9 protein-coding genes are annotated in these 12,878 nt (G+C 67.3%); all 9 read right to left on the bottom strand.

From position 1 onward, the window contains the following. The coding region (locus ACYPXD_RS09560) for a glycosyltransferase (RefSeq protein WP_459710181.1) at positions 1 to 959 on the bottom strand (959 nt) is incomplete at its 3' end. Next, the gene (locus tag ACYPXD_RS09555; protein ID WP_459710179.1) at positions 956 to 1,471 is read right to left on the bottom strand and encodes an acyltransferase; all 516 of its coding nucleotides are present in this window, start codon (positions 1,469 to 1,471) and stop codon (positions 956 to 958) included. The genes ACYPXD_RS09555 and ACYPXD_RS09560, both read right to left, overlap by 4 nt. After that, complete coding sequence (locus ACYPXD_RS09550; RefSeq protein ID WP_459710177.1) at positions 1,468 to 2,565, bottom strand: glycosyltransferase family protein; 1,098 nt, start codon at positions 2,563 to 2,565, stop codon at positions 1,468 to 1,470. Before ACYPXD_RS09550 ends, ACYPXD_RS09555 begins: the two co-directional genes overlap by 4 nt. Before the next feature lie 157 nt (positions 2,566 to 2,722). Further along, positions 2,723 to 3,946 carry a hypothetical protein gene (locus ACYPXD_RS09545; RefSeq protein ID WP_459710175.1) on the bottom strand — a complete coding sequence of 408 codons (1,224 nt, stop codon included), beginning with the start codon at positions 3,944 to 3,946 and terminating at the stop codon, positions 2,723 to 2,725. Positions 3,947 to 3,980: 34 nt separating this feature from the next. Continuing rightward, a complete protein-coding gene (locus ACYPXD_RS09540) occupies positions 3,981 to 4,937 on the bottom strand; it encodes a glycosyltransferase family 2 protein (protein ID WP_459710172.1) in 957 nt (318 codons plus the stop codon). An 18-nt stretch (positions 4,938 to 4,955) separates the two neighbouring features. Next, positions 4,956 to 6,398 (bottom strand): lipopolysaccharide biosynthesis protein, encoded by a 1,443-nt coding sequence (locus ACYPXD_RS09535; protein WP_459710169.1) that lies wholly within the window; start codon positions 6,396 to 6,398, stop codon positions 4,956 to 4,958. Between the two features lie 7 nt (positions 6,399 to 6,405). Next, positions 6,406 to 8,376 carry an acyltransferase family protein gene (locus tag ACYPXD_RS09530; RefSeq protein ID WP_459710167.1) on the bottom strand — a complete coding sequence of 657 codons (1,971 nt, stop codon included), beginning with the start codon at positions 8,374 to 8,376 and terminating at the stop codon, positions 6,406 to 6,408. A 94-nt stretch (positions 8,377 to 8,470) separates the two neighbouring features. Beyond that, complete coding sequence (locus tag ACYPXD_RS09525) at positions 8,471 to 10,591, bottom strand: right-handed parallel beta-helix repeat-containing protein (protein ID WP_459710164.1); 2,121 nt, start codon at positions 10,589 to 10,591, stop codon at positions 8,471 to 8,473. 2 nt (positions 10,592 to 10,593) lie between these two features. Further along, on the bottom strand, positions 10,594 to 12,878 hold a 2,285-nt coding region (locus ACYPXD_RS09520), incomplete at its 5' end, for a polysaccharide biosynthesis tyrosine autokinase (RefSeq protein WP_459710162.1).

The raw sequence follows: 12,878 nt of genomic DNA, 5'->3' as shown, positions 1-12,878 counted from the left end.
CTCGCGCGGCTGTCGCCCGGCCGCACGACGCGGCCGTTGCGCGGACTGTCGAGCAGGATCGACGCGCCCGCGCGACTCGAGCCGACAACCGCCGCGCCCGCCATCAAGGCCTCGCTGACCACCGCGCCCCAGCCGTCGTCCTTGCTGATCGACGGCAGCACGAGCACATCGAATTCGCGCATGCGGCGCTGCACCTCTTCGATCGGCAGCACGCCGCAGAACTCGGTGTCGACGCCGGACTCGCGGGCTTGTTTCACGAGCTGTTCGCGCAACTCGCCGTCGCCGATCAGCGTGAGCCGCACGCGAGGTCCGAGCTCGCGCATCGCCGGCAGCAGGAACTGCACGCCCTTCTTTTCGATAAGCCGGCCGACATAGGCGATGCGCAATTGCGCGGCGCTCGTGCGCGTTTCGTCGACCTCGGCCGGCGGCGGCAGAAAGTACGCGAACGGAAACACGCGCTCGCGCCGGTAGCCGACCGAACGGAACCACGGCGGACCATGCCGTCCGATCGCGAGCACGAACTGCACGCGGCGGCGCAGCGCGGCTTCGGTCACCCAGGACTGGAGGTAGCGGACCGCGCCAGCGAAACCCGCGTTGTCGCGCGGCTCCGACATGATCGCGAACGCGCGCCGCTCGCGCTGCACGATGTCGAGCGCGGTCGTCAGCGTGCTGAACCAGCGAATCCCCGAGAACACGTGCAGGCATCGATCGCCGCCGCGTTGCACGAGCGCGGCGATTTCTTCACTGGACGGCGCGACCACGGTCGGCGGCAACGCCACCGACCCGTCGCCCCAGCCGAGCGCCTGACGCGCCTCGGGCACGCCTTCGTGCGCGACGCAACTGACTTCGACGCCGGGCCCGAAGCGTTCGGCGACGGCATTGATGAACGCCGACTTGTGCGGCGACACGCACGGTTCCCAGAAGATGATGCGTGAATAGAGCGGTGATCGCATGTTCATGTCAGTACCCGCTTGGCGATCGCCGGGCAGCCGGCGAGCAGGGTGTCGGCCGGATAGTCGCCGGCCCGCAGCAGCGCGCCGGCGGCAAGGATCGACGCGCTGCCGACCGACGAGCCGCCGAGCAGCACCGAGCCGGTGCCGACCCAGCTGCCGTCGGCGACCGTGATCGGCAGCGAATAGCCTTCGCCCGCGCGCCGGCGCTGGTCGCCGATCCGATGCGAGCCGGTGTGAAAGATCACGCGCGGCGCGATGTCGCAGCGCGCGCCGATCACGATGGCCGCATCGGGGGCGACGATAAACAGCGTGCCCAGCCCGATCCACGTGTCTTCGCCGATCGCGATCCGGCCGTGTCCGTAGAACTTGACGCCGCCGGTCAGTTTGCAGCCGGCGGCGATCTCGAAGCCGAGTGCATTGAGCAGTGCACGCTTGAGCGCGAAGCAGCGCGTCGCCGGCAGGATCGCGAGCGCGAGGTTGGCCACGGGGTTGCGCAGGGCGCGGAGGATGCGTTTCATCGTGTGCTGAGCTCTGGAGTGACGCCGAGGAATTCGACGAGACGCCGTCCGACCGACCGGCGGCTGCACCGCTCGACGATCCTGCGCTGACCGGCGGCGGCGATCGCGGCATACCGCTCGGGATCGGCGGCGATCGCGGCGAGCAGGTTCGCGAGCGTGGCGGCCTCCCCATCCGGCAGGATCGCCGCGGTATCGCGGTCGAACAGCAGCGGGATATCGCTGATGTCGGTGGTCAGCACCAGCAGGCCATGGCTCGCGAGCTCGATGACCTTCGACGGGAAGGTCGTCGCATTGAACGCGCTTTCCGGCAGCTTCAGCGAGAGGCCGACATCGGCGTGCGCGAGAATCTGCTTGTACTCGTCGGGACCGGTGTCCTGACGCACGTCGAGCGTAAACCCCGTCGGCGCGAGTTCGCGCGCGAGCGCCGCGAGTGTGTCGCCGCCACCGAAACCGGTCACGACGAAGTGGGTGCGCGCGGCGAGCTCGGGGCGCTCGCGCGCGAGCGTGCGCAGGGCCGAGGCGAACAGGTCCAGACCGGTGCCGGTGCTGATCGAGCCGCCATAGAGGAAGGTGACGCGCGAGCCGAAGGCCGTGCGCCGCGGTCCGATGTCGGGCGACACGCCGTTGACCACGCACGCGTCGTCGATCTTCATCACGTCGGCGAGCTGCCGCGAGACGACGATCGCGCGCGGGCTGCAGACGCGCGACATCAATCGCAGGCTGAAGCGGTTCATATACCCGCGCAGGTTCTTTTCGTCGGCGCGCGGACCGTCCTCGAGATCCATCACGACCTTGTCGCGGCCGAGCCGCCAGCGCAGCAAGGCCGCGACGGGCACGTATTCGGGGAAATAGTTGTAGAACACCACGCCGTCGCCGCGTCGCATGTGCCGCAGCGCAAAGCCCAGATAGACGAACGCGGCGAACACGCGGTTCAGCCCGCGCAAGCTGATCGCCGGCAGATAGGCGCAGGCAAGCTGCTGGTCGCGGCAGACGAAACCGCCGAAGTAACGCCGGCCCCGGCTCGCAGTGACGATCGGCGAGCTCACGATGAGCGACGCGCCTGCCTGGCTGCGCACCCCGGCCGCCATGCCCATGACCTTGTTGGAGGCGGCGTTGACGGGGAACGTCGTGCCGTTGGCGCGGTTATAGCGGGGCAGGACGATCGGCGCGAAGAAGAATTGGCGTGGCTTCATGGGTCTCGATGAGAAGAGCAGGGCACGTGACGGTGGCGGGCGGCGCGCGCTTTATCGCTCACGCGCGGCGGCGCCGCGGCGCCGTGATGCGGGTCAGCGTATAGAGGTCGTTCGTCGCGCGAACGTGGCGCGCGACGTGAATCGCGAAGACCGCCATGACGATCTTGTCGAAGTCGAACGGCGCGCCGTTCTGGCAAAACAGCAGCAGCAGGAACAGCGCGCAGATGCCGCCGCCTGTGGTGCGCAGGAACATCGCGAGCACCACGAAGCCGAGCCAGCCGAACGCGAACAGCACGTTGAACGCGCCGTTCTGGAACGGCGCGTCTTCGAAGCGCTGAACCATGCCCACGCGGATGAAGTATTCGAGCGACGCCGTCGTAGGCACGCCGAACGGCACCTCCCACAGCACATGATTCAGCACCTGGAACGGCTGGAACACGCGCAGGCCCGCCGATACGTCGTTGCCCGAGAGGATCCGCTCGATGCGGCTCGGTTCCGCCGCGAAGATCGGCAGCGCGAGCGTGGCGAGGCCGAGCGCGGCGACGCAGAGCATCACGCTCTTGTTGATATGGCGGTGGTAGAAGGCCCCCATGATGATGAGATTCGCGACGAGCCCGAACATCGTCTGCGAAATCACGCAGGCGAGCAGCGCGGACATATTCGCGACGAGCCGCGCGCGGCCGCGCAGCGTATGCAGGCAGACGAAGTTCAGAAACAGGCTGACGCCGCCGAGATACGACGGCTCCGAGAAGCTCGCCGACGGGCGGATCTTGAAGTCGTAGCCGTGTTCGCGCGCCTGCTCGACCCAGGAGGCCGCGAGCGAGACGTCGTTGCTGTTGATGAAGAACTTCGTCGGCACATAGAGCGAAATGCCTTTGCGGCCCGCGACCGACTGCAGCAGCGCCGCACCGGTCAGCGCGAGCAGTGTCAGCAGCGGCCACCATCCGTTGAACCTGTCGATGTCGTGGCGCGGCTGACCGTTCAAGCCCCACGCGAGCAGCAGCATGCCGGCCGCGAGCCGCGCTTCGCGCGGCATATTGGGAACCTCGGGCAGATAGACCGCGGCCCAGATCAGGCTCATCGAGACCGCGACCACGATCACGCCGGTCGTTGCCGGCGTGATGCGCAGGCGCGAGTAGTAGGCGAGCGCAATGAACAGCAGCGCCGCGACCGACGCGAAGTAGTTGAGCCCGAACTGGATCGCGGGCAGCAGCAGGATCAGCCCGTGCGCGAACGGGTTCGCGCGCAGGTCCGCGATCATGCGCACGACGATGCGTTTCATGGCGAGAGCCTCGTTCGGCAATGCATGGCCGCGCTCACGCGGTAACCGGGACGCTTTCGACGTGGCGCACGCTGAGCAGCCGGCTGTACAGCGCCTTGCCGCCGCGCGCGCCGAGCAGGCCGATCGCAAGCCAGAACGCGGTGCGCCTGGAGCCGCGGTCGGCAATCAGCGCACGGACAAAAAAATTAACCGCCGCGAAGTAGCTCGCGTTGAGCCGCGCCTTGCCGTTCGCGATCAGCGCGTCGACGAGAATGCGCCGCCGGAACGCCGCGAAGTCGGTGTGCGCGCCCATTTCGGCGCCCCACTTCTTTTCGATCGCGGCGAGGCCGGCCATGCGCCGCTGCAGGTTCACGCTCGTGCGGTCGCCGCCATGCTGGATGAACGTGACCAGCGCGTCGTCGACGTAGCCGAAATCGCCGAACGCGAGGCAGCGCAGCCACATGTCGAAATCCTGGAAGCTCGGCAGCGTTTCGTCGAACAGGCCCGCGTCGACGAGCACGGCTTTCCTGACCAGCACGAGGCTCGTCGAGGTCGGGCACTCGCCGCCGAGCGCCTGCGTGCGCGTCAGCACGGGCGCGCTCGGGCGGCAGCGCCGCGCGTGATTGAATTCGACGTCGACGTCGATGTACTGGCACGCCGCCGCAACGTAGCCCGACCGTTCGAGCAGCGCGACCTGCTCGCGGATCTTGCCGGGCATCCAGAGATCGTCGTCGTCGAGAAAGGCGATGCACTCGCCGCGCGCGCGCAGGATGCCGGTGTTGCGTGCGCCGCACGCGCCTTTGGTGCGCGCGTTCGGAATCACCATCACGTTCTCGCCGAGGCCGGCAAGCGCGTCGCGCACCGCCTGCTGTTCGGCGGGCTCGGTATTGTCGTCGACGACGATCACCTCGAGCGCCGGATAGTCCTGCGCCAGCACGGCTTCGACGGCGCGACGGACCATCTTCGCGCGGCGGTAGGTCGGGATGACCGCGGTTACGAGGGGCAAGTTCATCGATAAAGTCCTCATGGTTCAGGCGAAGCGCAGGGCGCGGCGCAGCGCGAACATCTGGTCGGGATTGAAGCGGCTGATGTGCCAGAGGCCATAAGCGACCCCCACGAGGCCCGGCACGATCAATCTCGCCAGGGCCGGCCAGTCGAACGAGCCGATCGCGCGGCTCGCGAGCGTCGCGACCAGACAGACGCCGACGCCGAGCACGACTTGCCAGCGCAACGCGCGATAAAGCGCGCTAAACGGCATCTCCAGCAGGCGTGCTGTCACGGCGAGGTGGATCGGCGCGCTTGTGAGCGTGGCAACCAGATAACCGGCGGCGATGCCTTGCAGCCCGAAGTGCGCACCGATCAGCCAGCACACGATGTGCAGCAGCGCGACGCAGAAGTTCAGCATCAGCAGCCAGTCGGTGCGTCCCTTGACCATGAATACCGCGGGCGCCGTGCTCAGGACCGACTGCACGAAGCCGACCGGCGCGAGCCAGACGAGCAGCGTCGCGACGCTTGCCCATTTGGGCCCGAGCGCGACCGCGATAAACGGCTCGCGCAGCGCGACGAGGCCGCCCATCAGCGGCGCGGTGATCAGCGCGACAAACGACACGCTTTGCAGATAGCTCGCGCGCTGCTTGTCGGGCTCGGTCTGCTGCGCGCTCAGCACCGGGTACAGCGCCTTCGAGGCGACGAAGGCGATGCTCTGCAACGGGTACAGCATGATCTTGAACGCGAGCGAATAGGGCCCGAGCGCGATCGCGCCGAGCACCCTGCCGACGATCATCGAGTCCGCGTTGCGGTTCAGGTAGATCACGAGGTTCGACAGCGTGAGGTTCGACGAGAAGCCGAAGATGTTGCGGACTTCCTTCGCGTCCCAGCGCAGCTGCGGGCGAAAGGACGACGCGAGGTACATCTGCAGCGACGACATGCTCGCGGTCACGAGCGCCTGTACAACGAGACTCGTGAGCCCGAGGCCCAGACGCGCCGTCACGATCGCCGCGCACATGCCGCTCGTGTACGACAACACGTCCGAACGCGCGACCGTGCGGAACTGCGACGCGCGTTCGAGCAGCGCCTGGTGCGCGGCGCCGAAGGCCATGACCGGGAACATCAGCGCGAGCCAGCAGAGCACGTGGCTCAGCGACGCCGAGTGGAACAGCCTCGCGAGCGGGACCGAGAACACGACGATCGCGAGCGCGATGGCCGAGCCGGCGCTGATGTTGACCCAGAACACCGAGTTCGCGAGTGTCGGCGACATGTCGCGGCTGCGGATCAGCGCGGGTCCCGTGCCCATATCGCGCAACAGGCCTGCGAAGTTGGTCACGACGGTCGCGAGCGCCATCACGCCGAAGTCGGTCGGACTGAGCAGATGCGACAGGATCGACAGGCCGACGAGCTGGACCACGCTCTTCGCGATCTGCGCGGTGGCGAGCCAGCGCGCGTTGCGTCCGACCGAAGGTTGAGGAGTGGACATGGTCGGATCAGCTCCCTTCGAAAAGCGGGCGGAACAGCGGGCTCAACCGCCGGCTGCCGCGTTCGCTCAGGTGATCGCCGTCGATATACAGCGGAATCAGCGCCTGCGAGCCGTAGCAGCGGCCATCGCGGCAAAGCATGGGCAGCGGATCGAGCGTCTTGACGCCGCAGCTCGTCGCGGCACTTTCGATCGCCGCGCGCGCGAGGGCGTTGCGCTTGTAGTAGGCGGCCTCGGTAATCGACACGTCGTGCGTGGGCTTGCCGAGGATCAATGACTTCGCGAGCGTGCCCGGCACATCCTCGTTCATCTCGGGGATCGGCATCAGCACATAGGTGGGCCGGCTCTTCGCGAGCGTGCACAGGTCGTGGGTCAGGAAGCTCGAATAGCGCGTGCGGCGCTCGGCCGGGTCGGCGAGCGGCCGTTCGCCGTCGTAGCCGATCAGAATGGTCGGGTCGTCGCTGTCGTTCTTGCCGTCCACATAGGCCGAAAAACGCGCGACGACGATGACCGGCACGCTCGGCGGGTACCGCTTGAGGTCTTCGGCAACGCGCTTCGCGAACAGGCGGCACGGCTCCTCGGTGTGCTTGCCGAAGCGGCTTGCCCCGACGAACGGCGGGCAACCGGAGGTGCCGTAAAACATGACGCTGTCGTTCGCTTGCGCGGCCGCCGAGACGACGCCGGGAATGACCGCGTTGCCGTGACTGTCGCCCCAGACGATCGCACCGATCTTCGACGATGTGCCGTATTTGCAGCCGATCTCGCCGGAGCCGTCGAGCATGCGCTGCACGCTGTTGGTCAGGCATTCGGTGCGGCGCGGATCCACGTCGCTGCTTTCGGCGGAGACGAGCCTGATCTGGCTCGGCAGCCGCGCGGCCGCGCCGTTTGCGAAGGTGACGGCCGCACAGGCGAGCACCACCGCGACCGGCGCGAGCGCGAGCGTGCCGAGTCCGCGCAGGCCGAACCGTTCGCGCACGCCCGAGGCGCGGCGTTCGACGAGTTCGTACGAGAGGAAACCGAGCAGGACCGAGAGCGCGAGTCCGGTCGCGATGACCTTCGGGTCGTGCGCCGGCAGGTCGAGGTAGTGGATCAGTACGGTCAACGGCCAATGCCACAGGTAAATCGAATAGGACCAGCGGCCGAGCAGCTGCAGTGGCGCGAAGGTCGCGAACGCGCTGTCGTTCGCGGCCGCAAGGATCACGAGCGCGGCGCCGAACACCGGCACGAGCGTCATGACGCCGGGCCAGTCGTAAGCATCGGTGAAGAACAGACCCGCGCCGACGATCGCCACGAGACCGATGGCCTGGAGCGTCGCGGCGGTGCGCGCCGCAAACGCGAAGCGCCCGGCATTCAGCATCACGAGGCCGCCCAGCACCATTTCCCAGGCGCGCGTCGGCAACAGGAAGAAGTTGGCCTCGGGATGGCTGCGCGCGATGACCGGATCGAGCGCGAACGAGACGAGCCCGATCAGCACGAGCAGCGCCTGATAGACGCCGCGCCGGTTGCCGAGCACGCGCGCACCGAGCATCAGGATGATCGGGTAGACGATGTAGAACTGCCACTCCACCCCGAGCGACCACGTGTGCAGCATCCACTTTGTCTGCGAGGAGGCGTCGAAGTAACCGGCTTCGCGCCAGAACACGAAGTTCGAGACGAAGGTCAGCGCGGCGCCCGCGTGCTCGGCGAGCACCTTGTACGCATGCTGGTCGAGATAGAACCAGCCGAACACGAGGAGCGCTGCGGCGAGCGCCGCGAGCGCCGGGACGATGCGCGTGAAGCGCGCCACATAAAAGTCCCAGAGGCTGAAACGCCCCTTGTCGAGACGGCCGACGACGATCGCCGTCATCAGATAGCCCGAGATCACAAAGAACACGTCGACCCCGATAAAGCCGCCGTTAAAGCCGGGAGTCTGGAAGTGGAACAGCGCGACGAGCGCGACTGCCACTCCTCTTAAGGCATTGATGTCGTTTCTGAAGCGCATGATGTTGCTGTCCCGTGTGAGGGCCCCAAAGGGTCATTGCCGGCGATCGGTTCCGACTACGTGCTGTCACTGCGTCCTGCCCGAGTACTGGTTGCTATCTGCTGTCTGGTGCTGCGCGTTGCTTGCCGGCGCCCGCCGCGTCGAGCGGGCGAAATGGCGATAACTGGAACGCCTCGTGGAGTGCCGGCGAAGACGGTGCGATCTGAAGATCGGCGAACGTGCCGCGCTGCGCGTCGGGCATCGCCTTGACGAAATGCACGTCGCTTGCGCCGAACACGGGTCCGATGTCGATATACGGGGTCGCGCGCAGATCGATCGAGGCCGCCTTGCCGCCGATCACCGCATTGCGGCGCAGGACGTTGCCTTTCGGTGCGCCGGGCGCGTCGTCGAGCAAGGTCGCGAGGCTCGGGTAATGCGTCGAATACGGCGGCTGGTTGAAGCGGACGAGGGCGAGCTGGTGCCGCAATTGGCCGTTCGGATCGTCGGCGAGGCCCTTCTGCCACGACAGTCCGCGCGAATCGATATAGATCGCGGGCGTGCAGTTGACGAACAGGTTGTCTTCGACGAGGTTGTCGCGGCCGCCGCCAATGAAGATCGCCTGGTTCACTTTCGAGAACACATTGCGCCGGATCGTCGCGCCGCCGCTCTGGTCGTCGAGATAAATGCCCATCGTCGCCTGCGGCTGCGCGGGGCTGCCGATGTCGTGCAGGAAGTTGCCTTCGATCAGCGTGCCGCGCGCGGTCCAGTCACGGCCCGTGTACAGCGCGCCGGTGTCGCCGGCTTCGCGTGCGACGTGGTCGATCTCGTTGCCGCTGATCACATGGTCGTTGCCGTTGAAGATGATCGCCGCGTGCGGGCCGTTGTAGATATGGTTGCGCTCGATCCGGTCGCCGACGCCCGAGATGCTGATGGCGGGCCGGTACGCGCGCGAACGCAACGCGTAGTCGTGGATCACGCTGTCTTCGATCGAGACGTTGCCGGCCGCGAGTGTCTGACGGTTGCCCGCGAACACCACGAAGCCGCCTTCGCCCGTGTTCGACACGTTCATGAAGCGGTAGTGGCTGTTGCTCGCGGTCGACCAGACCGCGACGCTGCCCGCATTGCGCACCGTCACGTGATCGATCTCGACGTTCAGGCCGCTGTTGATCTCGATTGCGTTGCCGCGCGTGCTCTCGAAGCCGAGGTCGTGGATCGTCAGGTTCGAGGCGGCGGTCGCGACGAGCAGCTGGTTGCTGACCGACGCTTCGACATCGCCGTCGGAGAGCGGCGCGGGCGGCCAGAAGTAGACCGTCATCGACGCGCGGTCGAGATACCACTCGCCGGGCCGGTCGAGCTGCGACAGCGCGTTTTCGAACACCATGCGCTGACCCGTCTTCAGGCCGAACATCGGCGCCGGCGCGGCGAGCGTGACGGTGCCCGAGGATGGATCGACCGATTCGACGGGCAGCGTCGTATCGGCCCAGTCGCGGGCCCAGTAACCCATCGCGCGCAACTCGGGTTCGGTTTTCAGCGCCTCGAGCGGCGCACCCGCCACCGTGAAGCTCGTGCCCTTTTCGCCGCCGGGCAGCGAGGCGATCGTCGCGAAACCCGCGTTCGGCCAGCGTGCGAGCGTCTGCGGCTCGCCGCGATAGAACAGGTCGAGCGGGGCGGGGGTGACGCGGATGCCGAAACCCTGACGCTCGAATGCACCGGCATCGTCGATGCCGCTGTCGGCAAGCTTCGCGACAAGCACATGAGCGCGTGCGGCGGCCGGCAGTCGCGCCGCGGCGGTATCGCTCGCGCCCGGTGCATGAAAGCCGCGCACGATCTTCGCGCCCGACAGAATCGTACGGTCCGCGCCCGCGCCCGATAGCGTGACCGGTGTGCCGTGCCAACTCGGGTCCAGCTGCAGTTGAAGCGGTTGCGCAAGCCGGTAGGTGCCGGCGCCGAGCACGATGTCGAGCCGCTCGACGCGGCCGCCCGCGAAACGCGACTTGCTTGCGGCGAGCACGGCGAGCGCCGCGCGTAAGCCGACCGCACCGTTTGCGTTGGTCGGCGCGGTGGTGGCGTTGGCCTGCGCGTCAGCCGGCGTATCGGTCGCGGCGGTGCTCACGTGCAGCGTCAGCGCGTGCGCGAGGACCGGCAGCAGGCACGCGCAGAGTCCTAGCCAGCGGGCTGCGCGGAGTGCCGGCCGCGACGGGCGGCATGAGGTACGGCATGAGCTGGAAAGCGTCATGGTCAGGCCTTCGATGCCTTGGCGCGCGGGCCGGGATAGCTGTACATGCCGTAACCGTAGGTCTTGTCGCCGGGCCGCGGCTTGACGCCGTTGAGCACGAGCCCGTCGAGCGTGGCACCGACATGCGCGAGGCGCTTGGCCGATTCCTTGATCTGTGCGACGGTCGTCGAACCCTGGCGCACCACGAGGAAGGCCGAGCCCGCAAGCTGACCGAGCGCGCCGACGTCGGCGACCGCGAGCACCGGCGGCGTGTCGATCAGCACGACGTCGTACTGCCTCGCGATCTCGCTGACGAAGTGCGTGAAGCGCTTGCTCATCAGCAATTCCGACGGATTGCTCGGTGCGACGCCGCGGGTGAGCACATCGAGGCGCGGCAGCACTGCGCGATGCACGAGTTCCTCGAACGGTTTCTCGAGCGCGATCAGATCGGCGAGGCCTGGGCCTTCGCGCTGGCCGAAATGACGATGCAGGTCGCCGTCGCGCATATCGGCGTCGATCAGCAGCACGCGCTGCTGCGAGTTCGCGAGCACCGCCGCGAGATTGGCCGAGGTGAACGACTTGCCCACGCCCGGCGTCGGCCCCGACAGCAGCACGATATTGTTGCTCGCCTCGAGCAACAGGAACTGGAGCGCCGTGCGGAAGCTGCGCAGCGCCTCGATCGGCAGGCTATCGCTGTCGGTATGCGCGAGCAGCGTGACCCTGCCGGCCTGCGCCGGCGACCACATGCGTGCGTACGAGCGCGCATCGCGCGCCTGCTGGATCTTGCTGTACGGCACGCTCGCATAGACGGGCAGACCGGTGTCGCGCTCGATGTCGCGCGCATGCATGATGCCCTGCGACAGTTGTCGACGGAACCACGCCAGCAGGCAGCCGCCGAACAGGCCGACCATCGCGCCGAGCACGACCACGAGCTTGCGATTCGGCTTGACCGGATTGCCCGAGACAACCGCCGTGTCGACGAGCCGCGCGTTGCCGGTCTTGCCCGCGCGTGCGAGCCGCAGCTGCTCGGCACTGTTGAGCAGACCCGTATAGAGATCGGTGTTGACCTGCACGTCGCGCTGCAGGCGCAGCTCGGTTTGTTCGAGCGCGGGCAGCCGGCGCGTCTTCGAGTCGATCTGCGCGAGGCGCTGCTTGAGCACGGCCTCCTGATTGAGAATCGCGATGACGGCCGGGTGGTCGTCCGTGAAGCGTGCCGTCAGTTCGTTGCGCTTCTGTTCGAGGTCGGCGAGCTTGTTCTGCGCATCGACCGTCTGCTGCAGCACGGCGGAGCCTTCCTCGCTGAGGTCGATCATCGCGTTGGCCGTGCGGAACTGGTTATACGCGCTTTCCGATTCATCGAGCTGGTGCTTGAGCTGCGGCAACTGTTCGTTGAGGAACGCGAGCGACTTCTCGGCCTCGGCGGACTTGCGCTCGATGTTCTGCGTGATGTACTGCCGGCCGATCTCCGTGAGCACCGCGCTCGTTTGATGCGCGTCGCGGCCCTGCAGGCTCGCCTGGATCACGTCGGAATCCTTGGTGGTCTGCGCGATGCGCATGGCTTTTTGCAGCGACTCGACGGCCGTGACTTCGGAGACGCGCGTGAGCATGAAGGTGCCGCCGGGCTGCGCATAGAGACTCGTGACGTTGGCTGTCAGCGGCCCGTCGCCGGTTTCCGCGGTAAGCGGCACGCCGACGTGACCGGTGACGCGGATGCCCGCGTGATCGTTCTCGATCGTGTACTGGCCGTTCGGACCCGCGATCAGCTTGAACGGCTTCCCGTAGAGCGTGGTGGGCGGATCGAAGGTCGCCACCGTCGCGCGCTCCTGTGCCCAGACGTAACCGCCGTGGCCGAAGAAGCCCGGCGTCGACAGGCCTTTCTGGAGGGTCGACCACCAGCGGCCGAACACCGGGAAGCGGCGTGGCTCGACGTCGATCGTGAGCCCCTGGCTGCGGACTGCGGGGGTGAGCACGAGCCGCGACTGCAGGATGTCGACCTCGTCCGAGGCGGCGGACTTGATGGCGAACAGCTGCGATACGCTCGACAGCGCATCGGTTGGCGAGTTCGGGTTGTCCTCCACCTGAATCAGGATGTCCGACTGGTAGATCGGCGCGGCCAGCACCGCATAGCCGACCGCGACCGTCGTCGTGAGGATCGTGAGCCCGGCGATCAGCCAGCGGCTTCCGTAGAGCGTGTCGATGAACGCGCTCGCATCGACGGGCCCCATCACCGGCTCGAGAATGGGCACCGGATTGATACTGGCCACCCTCAGGCCGCGCCCTTCGTTGGCGGGTTGCTTGTGAGACACGT

This window comes from Paraburkholderia sp. 2C, from assembly GCF_054589215.1.
This window is presented reverse-complemented; position numbering and strand designations above follow the sequence as displayed.

Coding starts and splice junctions, on each gene's coding strand:
- ACYPXD_RS09555 (WP_459710179.1), bottom strand. CDS start 1,471: ATGAAACGCATCCTCCGCGCCCTGCGCAACCCCGTGGCCAACCTCGCG.
- ACYPXD_RS09550 (WP_459710177.1), bottom strand. CDS start 2,565: ATGGGCATGGCGGCCGGGGTGCGCAGCCAGGCAGGCGCGTCGCTCATC.
- ACYPXD_RS09545 (WP_459710175.1), bottom strand. CDS start 3,946: ATGAAACGCATCGTCGTGCGCATGATCGCGGACCTGCGCGCGAACCCG.
- ACYPXD_RS09540 (WP_459710172.1), bottom strand. CDS start 4,937: ATGAACTTGCCCCTCGTAACCGCGGTCATCCCGACCTACCGCCGCGCG.
- ACYPXD_RS09535 (WP_459710169.1), bottom strand. CDS start 6,398: ATGTCCACTCCTCAACCTTCGGTCGGACGCAACGCGCGCTGGCTCGCC.
- ACYPXD_RS09530 (WP_459710167.1), bottom strand. CDS start 8,376: ATGCGCTTCAGAAACGACATCAATGCCTTAAGAGGAGTGGCAGTCGCG.
- ACYPXD_RS09525 (WP_459710164.1), bottom strand. CDS start 10,591: ATGACGCTTTCCAGCTCATGCCGTACCTCATGCCGCCCGTCGCGGCCG.